This is a genomic window from Proteus sp. LHD240705 (assembly GCF_047921555.1).
Lineage (GTDB): Bacteria > Pseudomonadota > Gammaproteobacteria > Enterobacterales > Enterobacteriaceae > Proteus.
Genome location: NZ_JBLRMI010000004.1, coordinates 141,266 through 166,815, shown reverse-complemented (window position 1 = coordinate 166,815; position 25,550 = coordinate 141,266). Strand labels below are relative to the sequence as shown.

At 39.8% G+C, this 25,550-nt stretch carries 21 protein-coding genes; 17 read left to right on the top strand and 4 right to left on the bottom strand.

Features of this window, described 5'->3' with window-relative positions; translation table 11 throughout:
- Genes nuoE through nuoN form a run of 10 tightly spaced genes read left to right on the top strand, consistent with a single transcriptional unit; the run spans position 1 to position 11,929 of the window.
- A complete protein-coding gene (gene nuoE, locus ACNART_RS09820) occupies positions 1–546 on the top strand; it encodes an NADH-quinone oxidoreductase subunit NuoE (protein WP_006533305.1) in 546 nt (181 codons plus the stop codon).
- On the top strand, positions 543–1,907 hold the full coding sequence (nuoF, locus tag ACNART_RS09815; RefSeq protein ID WP_023581728.1) for an NADH-quinone oxidoreductase subunit NuoF: 1,365 nt from the start codon (positions 543–545) through the stop codon (positions 1,905–1,907). Before nuoE ends, nuoF begins: the two co-directional genes overlap by 4 nt.
- A 53-nt stretch (positions 1,908–1,960) precedes the next feature.
- Positions 1,961–4,693, top strand: a complete 2,733-nt coding sequence (nuoG, locus tag ACNART_RS09810; protein WP_416303588.1) for an NADH-quinone oxidoreductase subunit NuoG — start codon at positions 1,961–1,963, stop codon at positions 4,691–4,693.
- Positions 4,693–5,670, top strand: coding sequence for an NADH-quinone oxidoreductase subunit NuoH (nuoH, locus tag ACNART_RS09805; RefSeq protein ID WP_006533300.1), 978 nt, complete (start codon positions 4,693–4,695; stop codon positions 5,668–5,670). Before nuoG ends, nuoH begins: the two co-directional genes overlap by 1 nt.
- A gap of 14 nt (positions 5,671–5,684) precedes the next feature.
- The gene (gene nuoI, locus ACNART_RS09800) at positions 5,685–6,227 is read left to right on the top strand and encodes an NADH-quinone oxidoreductase subunit NuoI (RefSeq protein ID WP_006533299.1); all 543 of its coding nucleotides are present in this window, start codon (positions 5,685–5,687) and stop codon (positions 6,225–6,227) included.
- A gap of 12 nt (positions 6,228–6,239) precedes the next feature.
- Complete coding sequence (nuoJ, locus tag ACNART_RS09795; RefSeq protein WP_109374124.1) at positions 6,240–6,773, top strand: NADH-quinone oxidoreductase subunit J; 534 nt, start codon at positions 6,240–6,242, stop codon at positions 6,771–6,773.
- Positions 6,770–7,072: an NADH-quinone oxidoreductase subunit NuoK gene (nuoK, locus tag ACNART_RS09790; protein ID WP_099073810.1), complete on the top strand. Its 303-nt coding sequence runs from the start codon at positions 6,770–6,772 to the stop codon at positions 7,070–7,072. The genes nuoJ and nuoK overlap by 4 nt, the downstream gene beginning before the upstream one ends.
- A complete protein-coding gene (gene nuoL / locus ACNART_RS09785) occupies positions 7,069–8,904 on the top strand; it encodes an NADH-quinone oxidoreductase subunit L (protein WP_368927920.1) in 1,836 nt (611 codons plus the stop codon). The genes nuoK and nuoL overlap by 4 nt, the downstream gene beginning before the upstream one ends.
- 19 nt (positions 8,905–8,923) lie before the next feature.
- Positions 8,924–10,453: an NADH-quinone oxidoreductase subunit M gene (gene nuoM / locus ACNART_RS09780; RefSeq protein WP_416303587.1), complete on the top strand. Its 1,530-nt coding sequence runs from the start codon at positions 8,924–8,926 to the stop codon at positions 10,451–10,453.
- 6 nt (positions 10,454–10,459) lie between these two features.
- Complete coding sequence (nuoN, locus tag ACNART_RS09775; RefSeq protein WP_198619771.1) at positions 10,460–11,929, top strand: NADH-quinone oxidoreductase subunit NuoN; 1,470 nt, start codon at positions 10,460–10,462, stop codon at positions 11,927–11,929.
- Positions 11,930–11,987: 58 nt separating this feature from the next.
- Here nuoN and ACNART_RS09770 read toward each other — a convergent pair whose 3' ends face one another.
- From ACNART_RS09770 to ACNART_RS09760, 3 genes are read right to left on the bottom strand one after another with little or no spacing between them, the layout of a single operon-like run.
- On the bottom strand, positions 11,988–12,677 hold the full coding sequence (locus tag ACNART_RS09770; RefSeq protein ID WP_416303594.1) for an alpha-xenorhabdolysin family binary toxin subunit B: 690 nt from the start codon (positions 12,675–12,677) through the stop codon (positions 11,988–11,990).
- A gap of 19 nt (positions 12,678–12,696) precedes the next feature.
- On the bottom strand, positions 12,697–13,041 hold the full coding sequence (locus ACNART_RS09765) for a hypothetical protein (protein ID WP_416303586.1): 345 nt from the start codon (positions 13,039–13,041) through the stop codon (positions 12,697–12,699).
- 15 nt (positions 13,042–13,056) lie between these two features.
- Complete coding sequence (locus ACNART_RS09760; protein ID WP_198619773.1) at positions 13,057–14,271, bottom strand: alpha-xenorhabdolysin family binary toxin subunit A; 1,215 nt, start codon at positions 14,269–14,271, stop codon at positions 13,057–13,059.
- Positions 14,272–14,481: 210 nt separating this feature from the next.
- Here ACNART_RS09760 and ACNART_RS09755 point away from each other — a divergent pair, with 210 nt between their 5' ends.
- The 7 genes from ACNART_RS09755 (at position 14,482) to ACNART_RS09725 (ending at position 23,750) form a co-directional block, all read left to right on the top strand.
- Positions 14,482–15,813 (top strand): isochorismate synthase, encoded by a 1,332-nt coding sequence (locus ACNART_RS09755; RefSeq protein WP_109374130.1) that lies wholly within the window; start codon positions 14,482–14,484, stop codon positions 15,811–15,813.
- Positions 15,814–16,159: 346 nt separating this feature from the next.
- Positions 16,160–17,854 carry a 2-succinyl-5-enolpyruvyl-6-hydroxy-3-cyclohexene-1-carboxylic-acid synthase gene (gene menD / locus ACNART_RS09750; RefSeq protein ID WP_368927919.1) on the top strand — a complete coding sequence of 565 codons (1,695 nt, stop codon included), beginning with the start codon at positions 16,160–16,162 and terminating at the stop codon, positions 17,852–17,854.
- Entirely contained in the window at positions 17,829–18,596 is a 768-nt protein-coding gene (gene menH / locus ACNART_RS09745) for a 2-succinyl-6-hydroxy-2,4-cyclohexadiene-1-carboxylate synthase (protein ID WP_198619775.1), read from the top strand. Before menD ends, menH begins: the two co-directional genes overlap by 26 nt.
- A gap of 12 nt (positions 18,597–18,608) precedes the next feature.
- Positions 18,609–19,466, top strand: a complete 858-nt coding sequence (menB, locus tag ACNART_RS09740) for a 1,4-dihydroxy-2-naphthoyl-CoA synthase (protein ID WP_100158491.1) — start codon at positions 18,609–18,611, stop codon at positions 19,464–19,466.
- Positions 19,466–20,437, top strand: coding sequence for an o-succinylbenzoate synthase (menC, locus tag ACNART_RS09735; protein WP_196533809.1), 972 nt, complete (start codon positions 19,466–19,468; stop codon positions 20,435–20,437). Before menB ends, menC begins: the two co-directional genes overlap by 1 nt.
- Positions 20,425–21,849, top strand: a complete 1,425-nt coding sequence (gene menE / locus ACNART_RS09730) for an o-succinylbenzoate--CoA ligase (protein WP_198619776.1) — start codon at positions 20,425–20,427, stop codon at positions 21,847–21,849. The genes menC and menE overlap by 13 nt, the downstream gene beginning before the upstream one ends.
- 173 nt (positions 21,850–22,022) lie before the next feature.
- Complete coding sequence (locus tag ACNART_RS09725; RefSeq protein ID WP_416303585.1) at positions 22,023–23,750, top strand: M10 family metallopeptidase C-terminal domain-containing protein; 1,728 nt, start codon at positions 22,023–22,025, stop codon at positions 23,748–23,750.
- Positions 23,751–23,858: 108 nt separating this feature from the next.
- Here the strand turns inward: ACNART_RS09725 and ACNART_RS09720 are convergent, their stop codons facing one another.
- A complete protein-coding gene (locus ACNART_RS09720) occupies positions 23,859–25,313 on the bottom strand; it encodes a catalase (RefSeq protein WP_198619778.1) in 1,455 nt (484 codons plus the stop codon).
- Positions 25,314–25,550 lie beyond the last annotated feature (237 nt).

The following is a 25,550-nucleotide window of genomic DNA, read 5'->3' as shown; positions in this document are numbered from 1 at the left end:
ATGCAAAATGAATTAAACCAAAAAGATGATGCTGTGCAGATCGAAATCGTTGATGTAACACATTCAAAGAAAGCAACGTTTGTTTTAACTGAAGAAGAACGTGCTGAAATTGAACAAGAAAAACATCATTACGAAGATCCGCGAGCAGCCTCTATTGAAGCACTGAAAATTGTGCAAAAGAACCGTGGTTGGGTTGAAGACGGCGCAATTTATGCGATTGCGGATGTTCTTGGGATCCCTGCAAGCGATGTTGAAGGCGTTGCGACGTTCTATAGCCAAATTTTCCGTCAACCCGTTGGCCGTCACATCATTCGTTTTTGTGACAGCGTGGTTTGTCATATTACAGGTTATCAAGGCATTCAAGCAGCGATTGAAAAGCACCTTAATATCATTCCTGGTCAAACTACACCAGATGGTCGCTTTACGTTACTGCCAACCTGCTGTTTAGGTAATTGTGATAAAGGTCCTACTATGATGGTAGATGACGATACTCACAGCTTTGTTAAACCTGAAGAGATTGAAACGTTACTGGAGCAGTATCCATGACAGCAATTTCAGGAGCAAAACCGATTATTCGTAGCGCAGAAACGCATCCGCTAACGTGGCGCTTACGTGATGATCGTCAGCCTGTATGGCTGGATGAATACCGTGCTACAAACGGTTATAAAGCGGCAGAAAAAGCATTAAAAGGTATGTCACCGACTGAGGTGACCACTGAAGTTAAAGATGCTGGCCTAAAAGGTCGTGGTGGTGCTGGATTCTCAACAGGCTTGAAATGGAGCCTGATGCCAAAAGATGAAAGCATGAATATCCGTTACATCCTTTGTAACGCAGATGAAATGGAGCCGGGTACTTATAAAGACCGTCTCTTAATGGAAGAACTTCCACATCTGTTAATTGAAGGGATGATTATCGGCGCTCACGCACTAAAAGCTTACCGTGGCTATATTTTCCTTCGTGGCGAATATATCGAAGCGGCTAAGAATCTGCGCCATGCTATTGAAGAAGCAAAAGCAGCAGGCTTTCTGGGTAAAAACATCTTTGGTTCAGGCATTGATTTTGAACTGTTTGTTCACACGGGTGCAGGTCGTTACATCTGTGGTGAAGAGACAGCATTAATCAACTCATTAGAAGGTCGTCGTGCTAACCCGCGCTCTAAACCTCCATTCCCTGCAACATCAGGTGCATGGGGTAAACCAACTTGTGTCAATAACGTTGAAACACTGTGTAATGTGCCTGCGATTATTGAACACGGCAAAGATTGGTATATCGGCTTAAGTGAAGGTAAAAGCCCAGATGCGGGTACTAAATTAATGGGATTCTCAGGTCGCGTGAAATATCCGGGCTTATGGGAATTACCATTTGGTACAACAGCGCGCGAGATCCTTGAAGATTACGCAGGGGGGATGCGTGATGGTCTTAAGCTAAAAGCATGGCAACCGGGTGGTGCAGGTACTGACTTCTTAACAGAAGATCACCTCGATCTTCCAATGGATTTTGGCACGATTGCAAAAGCAGGTAGCCGTTTAGGTACAGCACTTGCAATGGCGGTAGATAATGAAATTAATATGGTTTCATTAACCCGTAACTTAGAAGAGTTCTTTGCTCGTGAATCTTGTGGCTGGTGTACACCTTGTCGTGATGGCTTGCCATGGAGTGTCGAAATCTTACGTGCGATAGAAAACGGTAAAGGTCGCCCTGGTGATATCGAAACCCTTGAACATTTATGTCGTTCTTTAAGTCCGGGACACACATTCTGTGCTCACGCACCGGGTGCAGTAGAACCTTTACAAAGCGCCATTAAATATTTCCGTGAAGAATTTGAGGCTGGCATTATTCAAGAAGATTATACCAATGCCAACTTGATCAGAGGTATTCAGCCTAACTTACTGAAAAGCCGCTGGTAATTTTTCACGACACATTCTAGGTTTAACGCCTGCTGTGCAGGCCTTTGGGAAGCATGCTGACTATGGCTACGATTCATGTAGACGGCAAAGAATATGAAGTTAACGGGGCTGATAACCTGTTAGAAGCCTGTCTTAATTTAGGCTTAGATATTCCTTATTTTTGCTGGCATCCAGCGCTGGGAAGCGTTGGCGCTTGCCGCCAGTGTGCGGTTAAGCAGTATCAAAATGCTGAGGATACCCGCGGTCGTTTAGTGATGTCTTGTATGACACCTGCGACTGATGGCACGTTTATCTCTATCGATGACGAAGAAGCGAAGAAATTCCGCGAAAGCGTTGTTGAATGGTATATGACAAACCATCCTCATGACTGTCCAGTTTGTGAAGAAGGCGGTAACTGCCACCTTCAAGATATGACGGTAATGACAGGTCACACTATGCGTCGCTATCGCTTTACTAAGCGTACACATAGAAACCAAGACTTGGGACCGTTTATTTCTCACGAAATGAACCGTTGTATTGCTTGTTACCGCTGTGTTCGTTACTACAAAGATTATGCTGATGGTACTGATCTTGGTGTCTTTGGTGTACATAACAACGTATTTTTTGGACGCGTTGAAGATGGCACATTAGAGAGCGAATTCTCAGGTAACTTGGTTGAAATTTGTCCGACGGGTGTTTTCACCGATAAAACCCACTCATCTCGTTATAACCGCAAATGGGATATGCAGTTTGCACCAAGCATTTGTCAGGGTTGTAGCATGGGTTGTAACATCAGCCCTGGTGAACGTTATGGTGAATTACGTCGTATCGAAAACCGTTATAACGGGACTGTAAACCGCTATTTCCTTTGTGACCGTGGTCGTTTTGGCTATGGCTATGTGAATTTAGCAAGCAGACCTCGTCAACCTAAAAAACGTTTAGGCAGTAACTGGTTAGAAATTAACGCTGTTCAAGCGACTCAAGCAGCTGCGGATATGCTGAAGAAAAGTCAGCGTATCGTGGGTATTGGTTCCCCGCGTGCAAGCATTGAAAGTAACTTCGCATTACGTGAAGTTGTTGGCGCTGAAAACTTCTATAGCGGTATCTCTGCATCAGAGCAAAAACGTCTGACCTTAATGTTAGATATTTTACAAAAAGGTGGCGTTCATACTCCATCTCTGCGTGAAATTGAAGATTACGATGCCGTTTTAGTGTTAGGTGAAGATTTAACACAAACTGGTGCTCGTATGGCATTGTCTGTACGTCAGGCCGTGAAAGGTAAAGCGCGTGAAATGGCGGCAGCTCAAAAAGTGGCTGACTGGCAAATTGCTGCGATTATGAATATCGGGCAACGTGCAAAATACCCACTGTTTGTCACTCATGTTGATGAAACTCGCCTCGATGATGTTGCTGCGTGGAGTTATCGCGCACCCGTTGTTGATCAAGCACGTTTAGGCTTTGCGATTGCGAATAACATTAACGGTGATGCACCAGCTGTTGATGGTATTGATGAAGCGCTGAATAAACACATCGAAATGGTTGTTCAAGCACTTTCTCAAGCCAAGAAACCATTAATTATCAGTGGTAGCCATGCGGGTAGCGAAGACGTTATCAAAGCAGCCGCTAACATTGCTTTTGCATTAAAAGCAAAAGGTAATGAAGTAGGGCTTTCTTTCGTTGCTGATGATGCAAACAGCATGGGTCTTGCCATGATGAATGCACAGCCACTTGATGACGCATTAAAAATGATGCGTAGTGGTCAAGTTAACACCGTTGTTGTCATGGAAAACGATTTATATCGTCATTTTGATGCCGACGTGATTGATGATGCGATTGCTAAAGTAGATAACTTAATTGTCATCGACCACCAGCAAACTGACATTATGGCGAAAGCACATCTTGTTCTCCCAGCTTCTTCATTCGCTGAAAGTGATGGAACAATGGTGAGTCAAGAAGGCAGAGCACAACGTTATTTCCAAGTTTTCGAACCTTCTTTCTATAACAAAGAAGTGGTGATGCATGAAAGCTGGCGTTGGTTGAGTGCGGTTGATTCACAATGGCATGAAAGAACACTGGATTGGACACAGTTAGACAATGTGATTGAACATTGTGCGACGAGTCTTCCTCAGTTTGCTGGCATTGTTGATGCGGCACCAAATGCGTCATTCCGTATTCGTGGACAAAAACTGGCTCGTGAACCACATCGTTATAGTGGTCGTACATCTATGCTGGCGAATGTGTCTGTTCATGAACAGCGTCAACCAAAAGATATCGACACCCCATTTGCGTTCTCAATGGAAGGTAATAACAGCCCAACAGCACCTCGTCAGCAAATTCCATTTGCATGGGCGCCGGGTTGGAACTCACCTCAAGCATGGAATAAATTCCAAGCAGAAGTGGGTGGCAGCTTACGCTTTGGCGATCCAGGTGTGCGTTTAATTGAATGTGGTGATAATACACTTGGCTACTTCACTGATATTCCTGCGCCATTTAATGCACAGAAAAATCAATGGACTGTCGCACCTTGCTACCGTTTATTTGGTAGTGAAGAGTTATCACAACGCGCTGAAGTTATCCAATCTCGTATGGAAACCGCTTATTTAACATTGAGTGAATCTGATGCCCAAGCATTAGCGTTAACTCAAGGTCAGCAAGCTATGTTTACTTACGAAGGCCGTGAATTCACCTTACCTGTGAAAATCAGTGCTCACCTGACTCAAGGTCAAATTGGCTTGCCGTTAGGTATGGCAGGTATTTCTCCATCGCTGGTGGGTGTATCGGTTCGTCAACTGCGGGGTATTGCATAATGAGCTGGTTATCTCCTGAAGTTACAGAGATTTTACTCACCGTATTAAAAGCCGTTGTGATCTTGCTTGTTGTGGTCACTTGTGGTGCTTTTATGAGTATGGGGGAACGCCGTTTACTGGGTTTATTCCAAAACCGTTATGGGCCTAACCGTGTAGGTTATGCAGGTTCAGCACAGCTAATTGCGGATATGATCAAAATGTTCTTTAAAGAGGACTGGATCCCGAAATTTGCTGACCGCTTTATCTTCACCATTGCACCAGTAATTGCGTTTTCATCTTTACTGCTGTCATTTGCGATTGTACCTGTTAGCTCAACATGGGTTGTTGCTGACTTAAACATCGGTATTTTGTTCTTCTTGATGGTTGCAGGTATTGCGGTGTATGCCGTGTTATTTGCAGGATGGTCAAGTAATAACAAATATTCACTGTTAGGTGCAATGCGTGCATCAGCACAAACCGTAAGTTATGAAGTGTTCTTAGGACTTTCAATCTTAGGTGTTGTTGCACAAGCGGGCTCTTTTAACCTGACTGACATCGTAAACTCACAAGCAAATATGTGGAATGTCATCCCACAATTCTTTGGCTTTATTACGTTTGCGATTGCTGGGGTTGCTGTTTGTCACCGTCATCCATTTGACCAACCTGAAGCTGAGCAAGAGCTGGCTGATGGTTATCACATTGAATATTCTGGTATGAAATTCGGTTTATTCTTTGTTGGTGAATATATCGGTATCGTTGCGGTATCGGGTCTTATCGTGACGTTATTCTTTGGTGGTTGGCAAGGGCCTTTCTTACCATCATTCATTTGGTTTGCACTGAAAACAGGGTTCTTCATGATGATGTTTATCCTTATTCGTGCATCGTTACCGCGTCCGCGCTACGACCAAGTGATGTCTTTTGGTTGGAAAATTTGCTTACCGTTAACGCTTATCAATCTGCTGGTCACTGCTGCAGTGATACTTTACAACGCTCAATAAGGGGTGATTGAACCATGACTTTAAAAGAGTTATTGACTGGTTTCGGCACCCAGGTACGAAGCATTTGGATGATTGGCTTACATGCCTTCGCCAAACGTGAAACACAGATGTACCCGGAAGAACCTGTCAATGTTGCACCACGTTATCGTGGACGAATTGTGTTGACTCGTGATCCTGATGGTGAAGAACGCTGTGTTGCTTGTAACTTGTGTGCAGCAGTCTGTCCAGTTGGCTGTATTTCATTACAGAAAGCAGAACATGAAGATGGTCGTTGGTATCCGGAGTTTTTCCGTATCAACTTTTCTCGCTGTATTTTCTGCGGTTTATGTGAAGAAGCTTGCCCAACAACGGCGTTACAATTAACGCCTGATTTTGAAATGGGTGAGTTTAAGCGTCAGGATTTGGTTTATGAAAAAGACGATCTGTTGATTTCAGGGCCAGGCAAATATCCTGAATATAACTTTTACCGTAAAACAGGTATGGCGATTAACGGCAAAGATAAAGGTGATGCGGATGATGAAGCTAAACCTATCGATGTCAAAAGCCTGTTACCGTAAGGAGCGATATTCATGGAATTTGCATTTTACATCGCGGGGCTGATTGCCATCCTTGCAACATTGAGAGTGATCACTCATACCAATCCTGTACACGCTTTATTGTACTTAGTGATTTCATTGATTGCGCTCTCTGTGGTTTTCTTCTCGTTAGGCGCCTATTTTGCTGGTGCATTAGAAATCATTGTTTACGCTGGCGCCATTATGGTGTTATTCGTTTTCGTGGTGATGATGCTCAACTTAGGTAAATCCGTTGTTGATCAAGAGAAAAAGTGGCTACAACCGAAGTTTTGGATTGGGCCTGCGCTTTTATCTCTGACGCTATTAGTCGTGTTAATTTACGCCATTAGTAGTGTCACTCACGGCGAAATTGCTGGAGAAGTGATTGGCGCGAAAGAGGTCGGTATTAGCTTATTTGGGCCTTATATTCTGGCTGTTGAGTTAGCATCTGTTCTCTTATTGTCTGGATTGATTGTTGCTTACCACATTGGCCGTGATAAGAGCCATGACGATCTCGTCGAAAACGAAAACGCAGGGGAGCAAAAATGATACCTCTTCAACATGGTTTGATCTTGGCTGCGGTACTGTTTGTGTTAGGTTTTACCTGCTTAGTACTTCGCCGCAACCTGTTGTTTATGTTGATCGGACTAGAAATTATGATTAATGCAGCTGCACTGGCATTTGTTGTCGGTGGTAGCTTTTGGGGTCAAACAGATGGTCAGATAATGTATATCATGGCAATCAGTTTGGCGGCGGCAGAGGCAAGTATTGGTCTGGCATTGTTGTTACAGCTTCATAGACATCGCCAAAACATCAATATTGATACAGTCAGTGAGATGCGCGGATGAATATACTCTATTTAACCATTCTGCTACCACTGCTGGGATTTTTACTGCTCGCTTTCTCGCGTGGTCGTTGGTCTGAAAACGTATCAGCATGGATTGGTACAGGTTCTGTTGGTCTATCTGCCCTTGTTGCACTTTGGGCAGGTATGGATTTCTTTGCTAATGGGCAAGAAACGTATGTTCTGACTTTATGGAGCTGGATGTCAGCAGGGAATTTCAATATTCCGTTTACACTGGTTCTTGATGGTCTTTCATTAACCATGCTGGGTGTGATTACCGGTGTTGGCTTCCTTATTCATATGTATGCATCTTGGTATATGCGTGGCGAAGAAGGGTATTCTCGCTTCTTTGCTTATACCAACTTATTTATCGCAAGTATGGTTGTCTTAGTACTGGCTGATAATATGATGCTGATGTATATGGGGTGGGAAGGGGTTGGTCTATGTAGTTACCTGCTAATTGGTTTCTATTATAGCAATCCTGCTAATGGCGCAGCTGCGATGAAAGCGTTTATCGTAACGCGTATCGGTGATGTGTTCTTAGCTATCGGTATGTTTATCCTATTTGACCAATTAGGTACATTGAGCTTCCGTGAAATGGCAGTACTTGCTCCTGAGCAATTAGCAGTAGGATCAAGCGTCATTAACTGGGCAATGTTAATGGTATTAGGCGGTGCAGTCGGTAAATCAGCACAGCTTCCATTACAAACATGGTTAGCGGATGCGATGGCAGGCCCTACACCAGTATCTGCATTAATCCACGCCGCAACGATGGTTACGGCAGGTGTATACTTGGTTGCACGTAGTAACGCGCTATTCTTAATGGCACCTGAAGTACTTGAATTAGTCGGTATTATTGGTGCAGTCACATTAGTGTTAGCGGGCTTTGCGGCTTTAGTACAAACCGATATCAAACGTATTCTTGCTTATTCAACCATGAGCCAAATTGGTTATATGTTCTTGGCTTTAGGCGCTCAAGCATGGGATGCGGCAATTTTCCACTTAATGACTCACGCTTTCTTTAAAGCATTACTGTTCTTATCTGCAGGCTCTGTGATTGTTGCCTGCCACCACGAGCAGAATATCTTTAAGATGGGCGGATTACGTAAGAAGATCCCATTTGTTTACGCCTGTTTCCTAATTGGTGGTGGCGCATTAGCGGCATTACCACTGTTAACAGCAGGGTTCTTCAGTAAAGATGAAATCTTATGGGGTGCGTATTCAAACGGGCATTTTAACTTAATGCTTGCAGGTTTAGTTGGTGCGTTATTTACGTCACTTTATACCTTCCGTTTGATTTTCATCGTATTCCATGGTGAAACCAAAACCGAAGCACACCAAGTTAAAGGGTTTACACATACTTTCCCATTAGCGGTATTAGCACTGTTATCAACATTTATCGGTGCGTTAATTACTCAACCGTTAGGTGCTGTTTTCCCTGAAGGAAGCGCATCGCATGAGGGTAAATATGTATTAGAAGCGCTTTCTGGTGTGGTAGCGATAGTAGGCGTTGCCATTGCAGCATGGTTATACCTGAAACAGCGTCAATGTGTTTCTAAGGTTGCTAATACTCGTACAGGTCGTTTCTTCTCAACATGGTGGTTCCATGCTTGGGGATTCGATGCGCTGTATGAAGTGCTGTTTGTCAAACCTTATAAAGGGGCGGCGTGGCTTATCCAAAATGATCCTGTTAACCAATTCTTTAATCTATTCGGTTGCCTGCTTAAAGGCACCAATAAAGGGTTAAGTTTCAGTGAGAATGGATTGGCACGTTGGTATGCGGCTTCTCTCGGTTTAGGTGCAGTGCTGGTTATCGCTCTGCTGCTTCTGGTTTAATTAAGGGACACATTGCGCCATGTTATTACCCTGGCTAATACTTATTCCCTTCATCGGTGGCCTGCTAAGTTGGCAGGCTGAACGAATCGGCTCGCAAGTCCCTCGCTGGGTTGCGTTGCTGACGATGGGATTAACACTCGTTATTTCTGTGCAACTTTGGTTGCAAGGCGATTATCAACTACTTAGTGCTGATGGAGCACCACATTGGACAGAGTTTTTCTTTGTGCCGTGGATCCCTGCTTTAGGGATTAATATCCAATTTGCACTTGATGGTATGTCATTGCTGATGACTGTATTAACTGCGATTTTAGGTATCTTAGCGGTACTTTCATCGTGGAATGAAAATCAGCCATCACAAGGTGCTTTCCATTTTAACTTGCTGTGGATTTTAGCTGGTGTGATGGGGGTATTTTTAGCGACTGACCTGTTTTTATTCTTCTTCTTCTGGGAAATGATGTTGATCCCAATGTATTTCCTGATTTCTTTATGGGGACACAAAGGAAGTAGTGATAAAAAACACGTTAGTGCAGCAACAAAATTCTTTATCTATACACAGGCAAGTGGTCTGTTAATGTTGCTGGCCATTATCGGTCTTGCGGTTGCTTTCTACCGTGAAACGGGTATTTGGACGTTTAATTATGACACCTTATTACAAGCACATACGGTATTAGGCTCTGAACTGCAATTTATTCTGATGTTAGGTTTCTTCGCTGCATTTGCAGTAAAAATGCCTATCGTACCTGTACATGGCTGGTTAGCGGATGCTCACGCAGAAGCACCAACAGCAGGCTCTGTTGACTTATCAGGTATTTTGCTAAAAACAGCGGCTTACGGTCTATTACGTTTTAACTTACCACTCTTTCCTGAAGCGTCAGCGTTGCTGGCACCTGTGGCGATGTGGTTAGGTTTAATTACCGTATTCTATGCAGCACTGTTAGCCTTCCGTCAGACTGATATCAAACGTCTTGCGGCTTACAGTAGTATTTCTCACATGGGCTTTATCGTGATTGCGATTTATGCCGGCTCTGTATTGGCTTACCAAGGTGCGATTATTCAAATGATCACCAACGGTTTGTCAGCTGCGGGTTTATTTATCATGTGTGGCATGCTTTATGAGCGTTTAGGTACGCGTGATATGAACCAAATGGGTGGATTGTGGAAAAGCATCCGTTTCTTACCTGCGTTTTCACTGTTCTTTGCGGTTGCCTCTTTAGGTATGCCAGGAACAGGTAACTTCGTGGGTGAGTTTATGATCCTGTTTGGTACTTATGGTAACTTTAAGCTGATCACCATTATTTCGGTCTTTGGTTTAGTCTTTGCTTCTGTCTACGCGCTGTGGATGATGCAACAGGCTTACTATGGCTCACCGAAAACAGCTGAAAGAACCTATAAAGGGTTAGATCTGAGAGAATTCTTTATCCTGATCACATTGGTTGTTTTACTGGTTATTTTGGGCTTCTTCCCACAACCTGTATTAGACACATCAATATCAGCGATGGAAAATCTCCAGACTTGGTATTCCGCTTCTATTTCAACAGTAAGGCCGTAATTCGCCATGACAATAACTCCTGAACAATTGATCGCAATGCTACCGCTATTGATCGTCGGATTGACGGTGGTGGTTGTGATGCTGTCCATTGCATGGCGACGCGATCATTTTACCATTGCCACTTTGACAGCTACGGGTTTCATCATTGCGCTGGGCTCGCTCTATTACGTTAATGCATTAGGCGTAGTGGACGTGACCACGCTTTACCACGTTGATGGATACTCAAGCTTCTTTACTGCACTAGTGATCCTTTCTGGTATTGGCACTATTGCTTTTGCTTATCCTTGGTTAGAAGGCTATCAAGATAACAAAGAAGAGTTTTACTTGCTGATTGCGATTGCGGTAGTCGGAGGGATTTTACTCTCGTCTGCTCATCACTTCGCATCGATGTTTATTGGTATTGAATTACTGACATTACCGCTGTTTGGTCTTATCGGTTACGCATTCCAACAACGTCCATCACTGGAAGCAGGTATCAAATATATGCTGCTTTCTGCGGCAGCCTCTTCTTTCTTACTATTTGGTATGGCACTTCTTTATGCAGAAGCAGGGGGGCTCTCCTTTGCTGCAATGGGACAAAGTTTAAGTGATAGCAATATCCATAAACCATTAGTACTTGCAGGTTTAGGTATGATGTTAGTGGGAATTGGATTTAAATTATCTTTATTCCCATTCCAATTATGGACACCCGATGTTTACCAAGGTGCGCCAGCACCAACGGGCGCGTTCTTAGCGACGGCAAGTAAGATTGGTATTTTTGCTGTTGTTATGCGTTTATTCCTTGAAGCGCCAGCTGCGGATAGTGAAACCTTACGAATGATCTTAGGTTTCATGGCAATTGCCTCTATCTTGTTTGGTAACATCATGGCGTTAACGCAAAAGAGCGTAAAACGCTTATTGGGTTACTCTTCCGTATCACACCTTGGTTATCTACTCGTGGCATTAATTGTGCTGCAATACAGCCCTGTATTAGCACAAGAAACCGCTGAAATTTATTTAGCTGGTTACTTGTTTGCAAGTCTCGGGGCGTTTGGTGCTATTGCAGTAGCGTCAAGTCCTTATCGTGAAAGCGAAATGGATTCACTGGAAGATTACCGCGGATTATTCTGGCGCCGTCCTGTTGTGGCTGTGGTGATGTCACTGATGATGCTATCACTGGCAGGTGTACCAATTACATTAGGTTTCATTGGTAAACTGTATGTCATCATTGCGGGCATTAGCTCAAGCTTATGGTGGTTAACAGGTATGGTTGTGTTAGGTAGTGCGATTGGCTTATTCTACTACCTACGTGCTGCGGCTATTGTCTTTTTACGCAAACCAGACAATGACAACACTCCTGCGATTTCTACAACATCACAAAATATGGCAACATTTGTTGCGTTAATCTGTGCAGTTGTTGTGATTGCCTTAGGTGTATGGCCACAACCACTGATTGAATTAACGAATTTTGCGATTATTGCACCCGCAATCAACTAATCGTAATAACGTATCGTTAAATAATAAAACGGCTCTTTTATAGAGCCGTTTTTAATTATTATTGATAAATATTTATTTTGTCTGCGCTCTCATAATATAAAGAGAAATCATCTAAAAATGAGAAGATAGGAATAATAATCTCTTCATTTAATAAGCTGTTATTTTCTAATGTTGATATTTTTAAGGCTATTTCCCGCCAACTTTCAGATAGAAATGTTAACTGTTTAATCAATATATGAAGAAAGTAATCAATATCCATAATATTATAATGATGTTTCATATTTAATAATATTTTTTGCTGCTTAGCTTTTAATTGATGAAGGCTCTTTATTTGTGATAAATAAAGCGAAGTAAGTTGATGCCGAGTTTCAACAACTTTACTATAAGAAAATCCAGAGTCTAACGTAGAAAATAAATTACTCAGTATTTTTACCAGTGAAGATAAAACATTTTTTTCTTGTGTTTCAATATTAAGATCTTCAATTTGTTGTTGCTGAGGAAGTTTGTTTTTGAACAGATCGAAAAAATTTCTTTTATGTAAGATATCTTCACTATCACGTATGATATCTAACTCATTTTTTGTTGTTTCGGAGGCGCTTTCTAAGATAATAATCTCTTCTGAACAGATTTTAACATCATTTTCTTTATTATAGATAAAAGGTATTACTTTATTTGTGAGGGATTTATTTTTTAATTTATTGATTTCAATTGAAAGTGAATGAGTATGTTCATTTATCATTTTCTCTATTTCATTTATTTCATTTATTTCATTTGAAAATATATTGATTATTTCTTTTCTTTTTTTTTTCTAATTTATTTTTTATTTCATTATCAAGATTTCCTGTTTTTATCTCATTGTCAATTTCATTTATTGTTTTAAAAATATCATTAAATAAACTTTGCCTTAATCTGCTTTTTAAACTCAGTGAAAAATAAATAATGCGTTCAATATTTTTATTGTTTATTTCTAATAGATTATTGACTTCTCCCTCAAGTGTACTATCTAGATAACATTTACTATTACTTAAAGAGAGAATATTTCTGTGCGCATGAAATAATTGATTATGTTTAAAACATTCTTCTAAATTGACGGGTTTTTCATTATGACTCATAACAATATCCTTTTGTTAATCTTTAGATGAATAAAATGTAGAAAGAGCATCATCAAAAGAGAGTAAGATCTCCTTTGAGTAACCAATGACCATATACCAAGGCGCGATAATCTTTTCTAAGTAAATACTAAATTTAATCAGCTCTAATGCACTGTTAATTTTATTAAAATGTGTTATTGATGCTTCTATTTCTGTTAAGATGGCTTGCCATACATATTCAATATGTTCTAACGCCATATTTGTATCTTCGATAAATAGTTCTATTTCAGATAATTCAATATAGAGTGTATTTAAATGCAAAGATAAGCCTTCATAGATATCGATGTCAGCATTGATTTTTTTCACCTTTTGAATAAGTTCATTTTTCTTTTTACGTATGACTTCGGCTTTTGCCCCGAATATTCCACCTGTGATAATAACACCAATAACACCTATTGCTAGCCCTGTAAATGCAAGACCAACATAGTGTTTATATTCATCTTTGAGTATTTCTATTTCTTCAACGAGTAAATCTCGTTCTTCAATAAGTGAACGACTATTATCTGTATAAAACTCATTAATAAATCTTTTCTTGTTAAGAATGTCGTGATAAATAGAATGATGATTAACATTCTGGCTATCTTTGCCTCCCATTATTTTACTTCTAAAGGTAGATAAGCTGTCTTTTATTTTTATGGTCTTATCACGTTCATTTTCAATATCCTCTTTCATACTTTCTAATATATGAATTAATTGTGTTGAAACTTCTTTATCTTGAGATGTGTATCGAATATTTTTTAACTCTTGCTCAGAAATGTCATTAATAATAGTAGATATTTTAGTTAATAAAGGCATTTGACTAATAAATAAAATGACACTTTCACCTGTAGAAGTGATTTCTCTACCCATTATTTCTAAATCAATTGCTTGTTGCTTTATTGCATATTCAATTTGATTCCATTCAAATGCATGCTCCCGTATTTGAATGAACAGAGACAAAATATTATCAGGAGAGAGTTGTGATTCATTTATTTTACTGTAATGAATAAATTTGATGACATCATCTATTTTGTAAGGAAGAGAAAGTGCTTTATTAACATAAGACTTTATTTTTATTAAATCATGAGATGTCACAATACCCGGTAATCGACCATTTTCGATATCTATTCCTAATATTAAACCGAGTGCAACTTTAGGTATATCGGAGGTCTCAATGATTTTATCGACATGTTCATAGATGGTTGTATCCATATAACCTCACTTATGTATGAAAATTTTTATCTTTACCACTTTATCTAATGAAGATGTGTTGGTTATTTCAGAAGTGCGAGTTAATGCTTCTACTTTGTAACATGAAAAATACAAAACTTTGATAAATGACAAAGGTTATAATTAATCAGCCCTTTGATAATTCGTATAGAGACGTATAATCTCCTTTTTAATTAGTTGTGGGTATTTGGAGTGGAAAAGGTTAATCCTGTGTTTTCGACACTGTACGAAAAAGTTAAAAATATAAATCTGACAGCACAAGGTAATCTTTTACATTTGAAAGTCACCTTGCCAGCAGAGGTTTCATTTTCATTGCTCTCATGGCTTGCTGCGCAGTCGTATTATCCTCAATTTTATTGGCAGCATCGTGATGAACATGAAGAAGTGGCAGCCTGTGGACAATTACGCTGTTTCAATCATATTCAAGATGCACACCAATTTTTAGCTGTGCACCAATCGGATCCCTGTATTGATGATGTACGTATTTGGGGCTTAAATGCATGGGATACTATTATTCCTGGTCGTATTGATGAAAAAAATGGCGATGATGCCTACCTTTTTCTGCCACGGATTGAAATTCGACGCCACCAGCAACAGCTTTCCGTTCATCTAAATATGTTGAATGAAGGTGATAAACAAAGCACCTTAGATTTTCTGCAAACCTTAAATCAAGCGCTGGATATTGAGCCGCTTGCTGTTTCTGTGGTTTCGGTGAATCACTCCTTAACGCAAGCTCAGTGGGTCGATTATCTCACTCTTGCATTAGATGAAATACGTCAAAATCATTTTGAAAAAGTGGTACCTGCGAGAGCAACTTGCTTGACGTTGGATAATCCGCTAAAAGCGATTCAATTTATGAAAGCAAGTCGTGATGTTAATCATCACTGCTATCATTATATGCTGGCTTTTTCGCCTTCTGATGCATTTATGGGGTCAACCCCAGAACGATTATATAAACGTGATGAGTTAATGCTGTATACCGAAGCGTTAGCAGGAACGGCTGCCAGCTCTGACAATGAACAGCAAGCGACAGAATTTGCAGATTGGCTGATGAATGACAAAAAAAATCAGCATGAAAATCTGGTGGTGGTTGATGATATTTGTCAGCGATTACAAGGAGGTGTCGAAGGTATCGATGTTTCAGCAGCGGATGTGATCCGACTCCGTAAAGTGCAACATCTTCGTCGTTATATACATGGGAAACTGATTGATTCTGATGATATTGACTGTTTAAAACGACTTCAACCTACCGCCGCAGTATGTGGTTTACCTCGTAGTATTGCTCGCGCTTTTATTCGTCAACATGAACCTTTTGAGCGCCGTTGGTATGCGGGTTCAGCAGGATATTTAGGATTACCACACACAGAATTTGCAGTAAGTCTACGTTGTGGTGAACTGCATGATGATACTCTGACACTTTATGCAGGTGCAGGTGTTGTTGCTGGTTCAGATCCGTTACAAGAATGGACTGAAATTGAGAATAAAGCGGCGGGTTTGCGTACATTGCTAGAAAAAGAAAATTAATTTATTACAGATAACCTCAAATTTATTAAATAGCATCATTAAAACCATCAAAATTTGATGGTTTTATTTTAAGCGCATTTTTAGTGCTACTTTTCAATTAACTATTGCGATTTGTTAACTAATTGATGCTATTCTTTAAGCCACTTGTGCTATTTATTCTTATTCTTAACGATAAAAAGAGTTCATTGAAAATAGAGTGGATGATTAGCCTAAATAATGCACTCTTTGAGTGTTTCTTTAACGATTTATTTAACGAAAACGACTGTTCATTGAACTAGGCTAAAGAAAAGTATTTAGGAACAGATATTATAATAGCAATTGCAGGTTTTCGTTGTTGGGATGATCAATGTCTAATAGTTCGTTTAATCGCCAATGGGCTAAAGTTATACTCGAAGCTTTGACTCGTCATGGTTTACGCCATATCTGTATTGCACCTGGATCTCGTTCGACACCTTTAACACTAGCCGCAGCCGCAAATCATAAATTAACCTGTCATACGCATTTTGATGAGCGTGGATTGGGGCATTTAGCATTAGGGCTTGCAAAAGCATCGAAAGAACCGGTTGCTGTTATTGTGACATCGGGTACCGCGGTGGCTAACCTATATCCCGCTTTAATTGAAGCAGGATTAACGGGTGAACGAGTGATCTTTTTAACCGCAGATAGACCGCCAGAATTAATTGATTGTGGTGCGAATCAAGCAATTCGTCAGCAAGGTATTTTTGCAACTCATCCTTCAAAAACACTCTCTTTACCACGACCGACAACTGATATTCCCGCAAGTTGGTTAGTTTCTACACTTGATAATGCGATGAATACATTGGTTCATGGCGCATTACACGTTAATTGCCCTTTTGCTGAACCGTTATATGGTGATGATGTTGAAACATCTACGCCGTGGACTGAGGCATTAGGCCATTGGTGGCAAAGTGATAAGCCGTGGTTACAAGAATCCCTTTTTACCTCTGTATCGACGCATCCTCAATGGGATGTTATACGTCAGAAAAAAGGAGTGGTTATCGCAGGACGTATTAGCCCAGAAGAAGGTGTCGAAGTTGAAAAATGGGCATCTCAATTAGGTTGGCCTTTATTGGGTGATGTTTTATCACAAACGGGGCAACCGTTACCTTGTGCCGATTTATGGTTGAATAATCCACAGATAAAATCAGAATTAAATAAGGCTGAAATCGTTATTCAATTTGGTTCAAGTTTAACAGGTAAACGCTTATTACAATGGCAAGTCGGGTGCTCTCCAAAAACGTATTGGATCATTGATCCTATTCCGGGGCGCTTAGATCCTGGTCATCATCAAGGTGAGAAATTTACGTTATCACCGATGCAGTGGTTAACGGCACATTCTGCGGTTGATAATTCACCGTGGACTAATGTATTAACTAATATAGCCAAACAAACCTATCAAAAAGTCAGTGAAATAACCGATTATTTTGGTGAAGCACAGGTTGCGCACCAATTAGATAAATTACTTCCTAATGATGGACAATTATTTGTTGGCAATAGTCTGATAGTACGATTAATCGATGCATTTGCTCAGTTACCACAAGGTTATCCTGTGATGAGCAATCGAGGCGCAAGTGGTATTGATGGCTTAATTTCAACATCTGCGGGGGTTCATCGTGCAACAGAAAAGCCAACATTAACAATATTGGGTGATTTATCTGCACTGTATGATTTAAATAGTTTAGCGTTGCATCAACAAGTTTATGCGCCTAATGTTATTATCGTAGTGAATAATAACGGTGGGCAAATATTTTCAATGCTACCAACGCCAGAGGCAGAGCGAGAACGCTTTTACTGTATGCCTCATTCACTAAATTTCAAACACGCAGCTGCAATGTTTGGTTTGCATTATGTATCACCAACAAGTTGGGATGCACTGTTAACGACAGTTCAGAAATGCTGGGTAGGGGCGCCAATAACGACATTAATTGAATTAATTGTTGATGATACCGATGGTGCAAAAACATTAAATCAGCTGGTAAAACAGGTAACATCTCATGACTTTAGCATGTCAGCGATATAATACCCATAATGAAGGGCCTTGGTTAGTTTGGTTGCATGGGCTATTAGGTGAGGGTTGTGAATGGGAGCCTGTCATTCAAGCTTGCCATGAATATCCATCACTTGTGATTGATTTGCCTCGTCATGGTGATTCTGCTTCTATCAGCGTGAAAAATTTTGTTGAAGTGAGTACGTTGCTGACAGATACACTAAAAGAGCAAGGTGTTGACCACTATTGGCTAATTGGTTATTCGTTAGGTGGCAGGATTTCGATGTATCATGCGTGTTTTGGTGATACTACGGGATTAATGGGGTTGATTGTAGAAGGTGGAAATCCAGGTTTATATGATGCAACGGAAAGACAAAATCGCATTGCACATGATAAACGCTGGGCTGAGCGTTTCCGTAATGAACCTATCAGTGACGTATTGACACAGTGGTATCAGCAACCCGTATTTGCCGATCTTAGTGATGAGAAACGCCAATTACTCGTTGAAAAACGTTGTCGTAACGCTGGTTTTTGTATTGCAGAAAGTTTAGAAACGCTTTCTTTAGGCAATCAACCTTGGCTTGTCACAGAGTTGCAGCAACTCACATTGCCGTTTATTTGGCTTTGTGGTGAAAAAGATAATAAATTTCAATCTATTGCGCAGCAGTATTCGCTGCCATTAACGACTATCCCGCAAGCTGGTCATAATGCCCATCAGGCACAGCCTGTTGCTTACGCTGCGGTGATAAATCATGTTTTATCCCTCTTTGGTTAAAGGAACCTAATTATGCTTTACCCGAGCGAAGAAAAATTATATGCACCGATTGAATGGCAGGATTGTTCTGAAGGTTTTGAAGATATCCTCTATCATAAATCAGTCGATGGCATTGCAAAAATTACGATTAACCGCCCGCAAGTGCGTAATGCTTTCCGTCCTTTGACAGTGAAAGAGATGATCCAAGCATTAGCGGATGCTCGTTATGATGACGCCATTGGTACTATCATTTTAACGGGTGCTGGTGAAAAAGCGTTCTGTGCAGGTGGTGACCAAAAAATTCGCGGGGACTACGGCGGATACCGTGATGATAGCGGTACACATCACCTGAACGTGTTGGATTTCCAACGCCAAATCCGTACGTGTCCAAAACCTGTTGTGGCAATGGTCGCGGGTTATTCTATCGGTGGTGGCCATGTGCTTCATATGATGTGTGACTTAACCATCGCTGCTGAAAACGCAATTTTTGGTCAAACTGGTCCTAAAGTCGGTTCTTTCGATGGTGGCTGGGGCGCTTCTTATATGGCACGTATTGTAGGCCAAAAGAAAGCACGCGAAATTTGGTTCTTATGCCGTCAATATGATGCAAAAGAAGCATTAGAAATGGGATTAGTGAATACCGTTGTTCCTTATGCAGATCTTGAAAAAGAAACGGTGCGTTGGTGTCGTGAAATGCTGGAAAATAGCCCAATGGCATTACGTTGCTTAAAAGCTGCATTAAATGCAGATTGTGATGGTCAAGCGGGTCTTCAAGAATTAGCAGGTAATGCAACCATGCTGTTCTATATGACTGATGAAGGTCAAGAAGGCCGCAACGCCTTTAACGAAAAACGTCAACCTGATTTTTCTCGATTTAAACGTAACCCATAATGCGAAACGCCAAACTCTATTCATTCAGCCTTCCTGTTGATGCAGGCGTTGTGTTGCGTTATCAAAGGCTAAAATCGCGTGATGGTTTTCTTGTCTGTTTAGAGCAAAATGGCAAACAAGGATGGGGTGAAATTTCACCTCTTCCTGAGTTTAGCCGTGAAACTTTAGAACAAGCCCAAGAAGCCGCACAATCTTGGTTAACGGCTTGGTGTGCAGGTGAAAACCCTGTTTATAGTGAACTACCAAGTGTCGCTTTTGGTATTAGCTGTGCATTAGCAGAGCTTGAAGGTACTTTGCCACAAGAAGCGAATTATCGTGCTGCACCTTTATGTAATGGCGATCCTGATGATTTGATTTTAAGCCTTAATGATATGGAAGGTGAAAAAGTCGCTAAAATCAAAGTGGGTTTATATGAAGCTGTGCGTGATGGAATAGTCGTTAATCTGTTATTAGAAGCCATTCCAGACTTAAAATTAAGATTGGATGCGAACAGAAGTTGGACGCCAGCAAAAGCCGAAGGATTTGCGAAATATGTAAATCCTGCATGGCGAGATCGTATTGCATTCTTAGAAGAGCCATGTAAAACACCAGAAGAGTCACTCGCTTTTTCACAGGCTACAGGGATTAACATCGCTTGGGATGAAACTGTGCGTGATGAAGGTTTTGAAATCAAACCTCAAGCGGGTGTAACAACGATTGTTATCAAACCTACATTGGTGGGAAGTATTGAACGCTGCCAATCTTTTGTTGAACAAGCACATGCTTTAGGACTAGATGCCATTATCAGTTCAAGTATTGAAAGTAGCTTTGGGCTGACTCAATTGGCAAGAATTGCGCAGTGGTTAACGCCTAATAGCACTCCAGGGCTCGATACCGTTGATTTAATTAAACAACAACTTATTCGTCCTTGGCCAAATGTGGATATTCCACTTATCTCTCTTGAACAACTAGAGACAGTATGGCAACAGTAGTTCCATTTAAACAATGGCCGTGGCATCAATGGGCACAACTCTACCCAAATGAAACGGCCATCATTTCAGGTGTTTCACCTATTACATGGCAGCAACTCAGTTGTCATATTAATCACTTAGCTAACAATTTTGCTAAACAAGGTGTTGATACACAAAGCATAGTGTTGTTGCGTGGAAAAAATAATCTCAATCTTGTTTTTGCATTACTCGCTGTTTTTCAATGTGGAGCTAAGGTTTTACCTTTAAATCCACAACTTCCAAAGTCTTTACTTGATGATTTATTGCCTCATTTAAATATTGATTTTTATGCTGATCTGAGTGAGTCAACGCTAGATCTGGATGCGACTTTGCTTGATCTTAATGGTGTTGAGTTTAATAACACACCACGTCAACACAAAAATGAAATAGAAGATGTGCAGTGGGAGCCATCTCGTATGGCAACGCTTATTTTGACATCGGGCTCATCGGGTCTACCTAAAGCGGCTGTTCATACTTTTGATGCGCATCTTTGCAGTGCGGAAGGTGTTTTATCATTAATGCCCTTTGAGAAAGGTGATAGCTGGTTGCTCTCTTTACCTTTGTTTCATGTATCAGGACAAGGCATTTTTTGGCGTTGGTTGTTACGTGGCGCAACGCTGGTGGTGCGTGAAATGCATCCTTTTATTGATGCATTACAAGGTTGTACTCATGCTTCTTTAGTCCCTACACAGCTTTGGCGTTTCTTACAAAATAAAGCGCAACAAGATAGGCAACACTCGATCAGCTTAAAATCTGTTTTATTAGGTGGCGCGATGATCCCCATTGAATTAACGCAAGAAGCAGAACATTGGGGAATTCAATGCTGGTGTGGTTATGGCATGACCGAAATGGCATCCACTGTTTGCGCCAAACGCGCTGATGGTAAAGCGGGAGTAGGGCTACCATTAAAAGGCAAAGGTGTAAGAATACTCGATGATGAAATTCAGATTAAATCAGACAGTGTTGCTTTAGGTTATTGGTTTGATGGTAAATTAAAACCGTTATCACTCACTGCGGATGGCTGGTATTCAACACGAGATAAAGGTGACTTTATCGCTGATGAATGGTGTGTTTTAGGACGCTTGGACAATCTCTTTTTTAGTGCTGGCGAAGGTATTCAACCAGAAGATATAGAAAAAATTCTTAATACACATCCAAGTGTTAGTCAGTCTTTTGTTGTCCCTATTGATGATGCTGAATTTGGGCAACGTCCTGTCGCGGTTGTGGATGCAGAAATTGAAATAATCAATCAATTACCACAGTGGTATTACATCCGATTAGCAGGATTTCAACGACCTATTGCTTGCCTACAACTCCCTGAAAGCCTTAAAAATGGGGGAATTAAAATTTCCCGTAAACAAGTGCAAGAGTGGGTGAAAACTCAATTAGGGTAAATAGTTACCCTAATAAATAACACTTTATAGATAATATTATTAATTTAATAAATTGTTATTATTATTATATTGCTCGGTTGAACACTTTATATTTGTGTTTTTTTTTAAATATTATTGTTTTTGAGTACGTAAAATAATCATCTCTAATTAATTATTAATAGAGATTATCTTTTATGAAAGTAAATAATAAAGAAAAAACACCTGGATTTAATACTATTATTGATATCATGAAGACTATGATGCCAACATTAAGATCGGAAAATTCAGAGCTTGATAAAAGCATCACTAAAATAACATTTAGTTTTCCTGATTGGAGTCAATTAAGAGGTCAAGAATATAAAACCTTAACAACAATGAATGACTCCCAAAAAAATGCGGTAAAAAAATCACTGCAACAATACAGTGATATTGCAAATATTGAATTTATAGAAAAAGATAATCAGCATGATACGCATATAAAATTTGGTGTTTATAACAATATAAATGAATTAACGAAAGATTATGATTACTCAACTTTAGGCGTAGCCTCGTATTTCAATGAACATTTAGAACAAAATAAAAAGATAGATAAAGTAAGTGATTACAGTTTAGATGGACAAGTTTGGATTAATATTTCTGAAACTGGGCTTATCTCTGTGGTTAATACAAGATTACATACAGAAGAAGAAAAAGAGAAACTACATTCATTTAAAGAGAATGCCGATGGTATTGTGACTTATTTTGAAGGATTAGATGACTGGGTTTTCCTGTATAAAAATAACAATGATAATGGACATATAAATAATCCAGAAAAAACATTGGGTCTCGGTTCTGCAATAAGAAAAACGATAATACATGAAATAGGGCATTCTCTTGGTCTGTCTCATACTTTTACGAGTGATTCTGAGTTACCTGATATTGAAGAAAATAGCCTAAAATATTCAATTATGGCTTATGAAAAACCGAAAAAAGAATACGCAGATTTTGGCGTTAATTACCCAATGAATCCATTATTATTGGATACTTATCTTATCCAAAAATTGTATGGGAAGAATATGACCACGCGAACTGGAGATACAATTTATGGGTTTAATTCTAATACAGAAAGAGATTTTTATAGTTTACATTCGACAGATGATGTTTTGGTCAGTTGTATTTGGGATGCTGGTGGTAATGATACTTTAGATTTTTCACAATATAACGTAAATCAGAAAATTAATTTAAATGAAGGGACTTTTTCTGATGTCGGTGGATTACGTAGTAATGTTTCTATTGCTTTCGATGTCGTTATTGAAAATGCCAAAGGGGGGCTAAGAGATGATTATATTATAGGAAATAGTACGGATAATGAATTATGGGGTAATAAAGGAAATGACACATTATTAGGTCGAGAAGGTAACGATACGCTATATGGTGGGTTAGGCAATGATATTCTTTTCGGGGATGATGGAAACGATATTCTTATCGGTGAAGCAGGAAATGACGTTCTTTTTAGTGGCAGCGGCGATGATTTATTATATGCAGGGTTGGGTGATGATACATTAATAGCAAGTTCGGGAAATAATATTTTGTATGGTGGTTATGGTGACGATGTTTTCATTATAAAAAATGGCAGTAATATTATTTCTGGTAATCAAGGAAAGGACACCTTTGTTTTTAGCTTATCGGAAAGCATGGATAGCAAAAATATTATTTTTGATTTTAATAAAGAAGATGATGTTCTATTGTTTAAATCAGAAGCAGATGACCAAATTATTAATCCAAGATTAGTTCAGTCGTTTACAGGGAATAAAAATGAGTTAACGCTAGACTATGAAGACAATAAAACCATTATTAAGATTATGACGGTAGAAAATCTAAATGTGCCGAATTTAGTGATTAATGTTACCGGGCAATTTAGTTATGATGAGCTTCTTTGTTAACAAGAAAATAATTAGTTTAGCGATAAATAAAACCTCCTAATTACTAATATATTAATAACTAGGAGGTTTGTTTTTGCCGAGTTGCTCACAGGGCTTCTTATTATAGGGTTATTTAGCGTCTTTTTTTGCTAATGCTTTCATTGCTTTTTCAACACCAGCACCATATTCAGGATGGACTTTCTTAAATAGGGCAATTTGACGTTTTTGTGTATCTTTACTTGCTTGAATTAATTCGCCTGCGATGCGAGCAAACATACGTTGGTGCTCTTCATCACTCAGTAATTCATACAGTGCACGAGGTTGACTGAAGTAATCTTCATCTTCACGATGGTTCCAGTGATCCGCCGCGCCTTCGATAGATAATGGTGGCTCTTTGAAATTAGGCTGTTCTTGGAACATACCGCCATTATTTGGCTCATAGGTAATACCGCTGCCACTATTACCATCAACACGCATTGCACCATCACGATGATAATTGTGGAATGGGCATTTAGGAGCATTAACAGGGATCTGATGATGATTAACACCTAAACGATAGCGATGTGCATCACCATAAGAGAATAGGCGACCTTGTAGCATTTTATCTGGTGAAAAACCAATACCAGGAACGATGTTGGCTGGGCTAAATGCTGCTTGCTCTACATCAGAGAAATAGTTTTCAGGATTACGGTTTAATTCAAAATAACCCACATCGATTAATGGATAATCCGCATGAGGCCAAACTTTAGTTAAATCAAAAGGGTTATAAGGAACTTTCGAAGCTTCTTTCTCGGGCATTACTTGAATTTGTAAATTCCAACGTGGGAAATCACCGCGCTCAATAGCATCAAATAAGTCACGTTGTGAGCTTTCTCTGTCTTGACCTACTAGCATTTGCGCTTCATCATCCATCAGATTTTTAATGCCTTGTTGGCAACGGAAATGAAACTTAACCCAAAAACGCTCGTTATCTTTATTAATAAAGCTATAAGTGTGACTACCAAAACCATGAATAAAGCGATAACTTCTTGGTAAACCGCGGTCGCTCATATCAATGGTTAACTGGTGTAATGCTTCAGGTAAATGAGAGAAAAAATCCCATTTGTAAGCTAAATTACGCAGATTAGTTTTAGGGTCACGTTTTACAACGTGGTTTAAGTCAGGGAATTTCAAGGCATCACGAAGATAGAAAACGGGCGTGTTATTACCCACCATATCCCAGTTACCTTCTTCGGTATAAAATTTTAATGCAAAGCCACGAATATCACGTTCGGCGTCCGCTGCACCTCTTTCACCTGCAACAGTAGAAAAGCGAGCAAACATGTCTGTTTTTTTGCCCACTTTAGAGAATATTTTAGCACGAGTATATTTCGTAATGTCGTGAGTCACTTTAAATGTACCAAAAGCACCAGAGCCTTTTGCGTGCATACGTCTTTCAGGAATAACTTCACGATCGAAGTGAGCAAGTTTTTCTAGAAACCAGACATCTTGAAGTAACATTGGGCCACGAGGGCCTGCTGTCATCGAGTTGTTATTGTCTACAACCGGCGCACCAGATGCCGTTGTTAGCTTTTTCTTTTCCATCACATATCTCCAGTTTATGAAATAATGAACGTTCTAAAAAATAGCATGTGTGAATAAAACGAAGCGAACAGCCTTATACTTATTATGGTTAATATTGACTGTAATTCCACTTTAGTAATAATAAACTCATTAATAAAACCAATTAGACCAATAACATTGATAGACGTAACTTATTTACATAGATTGAAAATTCTACAGATTAGCTTTCAATTTTAGCTAAAGTTGTTTAATAAATTT

Coding starts and splice junctions, on each gene's coding strand:
- nuoE (WP_006533305.1), top strand. CDS start 1: ATGCAAAATGAATTAAACCAAAAAGATGATGCTGTGCAGATCGAAATC.
- nuoF (WP_023581728.1), top strand. CDS start 543: ATGACAGCAATTTCAGGAGCAAAACCGATTATTCGTAGCGCAGAAACG.
- nuoG (WP_416303588.1), top strand. CDS start 1,961: ATGCTGACTATGGCTACGATTCATGTAGACGGCAAAGAATATGAAGTT.
- nuoH (WP_006533300.1), top strand. CDS start 4,693: ATGAGCTGGTTATCTCCTGAAGTTACAGAGATTTTACTCACCGTATTA.
- nuoI (WP_006533299.1), top strand. CDS start 5,685: ATGACTTTAAAAGAGTTATTGACTGGTTTCGGCACCCAGGTACGAAGC.
- nuoJ (WP_109374124.1), top strand. CDS start 6,240: ATGGAATTTGCATTTTACATCGCGGGGCTGATTGCCATCCTTGCAACA.
- nuoK (WP_099073810.1), top strand. CDS start 6,770: ATGATACCTCTTCAACATGGTTTGATCTTGGCTGCGGTACTGTTTGTG.
- nuoL (WP_368927920.1), top strand. CDS start 7,069: ATGAATATACTCTATTTAACCATTCTGCTACCACTGCTGGGATTTTTA.
- nuoM (WP_416303587.1), top strand. CDS start 8,924: ATGTTATTACCCTGGCTAATACTTATTCCCTTCATCGGTGGCCTGCTA.
- nuoN (WP_198619771.1), top strand. CDS start 10,460: ATGACAATAACTCCTGAACAATTGATCGCAATGCTACCGCTATTGATC.
- ACNART_RS09765 (WP_416303586.1), bottom strand. CDS start 13,041: ATGAGTCATAATGAAAAACCCGTCAATTTAGAAGAATGTTTTAAACAT.
- ACNART_RS09760 (WP_198619773.1), bottom strand. CDS start 14,271: ATGGATACAACCATCTATGAACATGTCGATAAAATCATTGAGACCTCC.
- menD (WP_368927919.1), top strand. CDS start 16,160: ATGTCTAATAGTTCGTTTAATCGCCAATGGGCTAAAGTTATACTCGAA.
- menH (WP_198619775.1), top strand. CDS start 17,829: ATGACTTTAGCATGTCAGCGATATAATACCCATAATGAAGGGCCTTGG.
- menB (WP_100158491.1), top strand. CDS start 18,609: ATGCTTTACCCGAGCGAAGAAAAATTATATGCACCGATTGAATGGCAG.
- menC (WP_196533809.1), top strand. CDS start 19,466: ATGCGAAACGCCAAACTCTATTCATTCAGCCTTCCTGTTGATGCAGGC.
- menE (WP_198619776.1), top strand. CDS start 20,425: ATGGCAACAGTAGTTCCATTTAAACAATGGCCGTGGCATCAATGGGCA.
- ACNART_RS09725 (WP_416303585.1), top strand. CDS start 22,023: ATGAAAGTAAATAATAAAGAAAAAACACCTGGATTTAATACTATTATT.
- ACNART_RS09720 (WP_198619778.1), bottom strand. CDS start 25,313: ATGGAAAAGAAAAAGCTAACAACGGCATCTGGTGCGCCGGTTGTAGAC.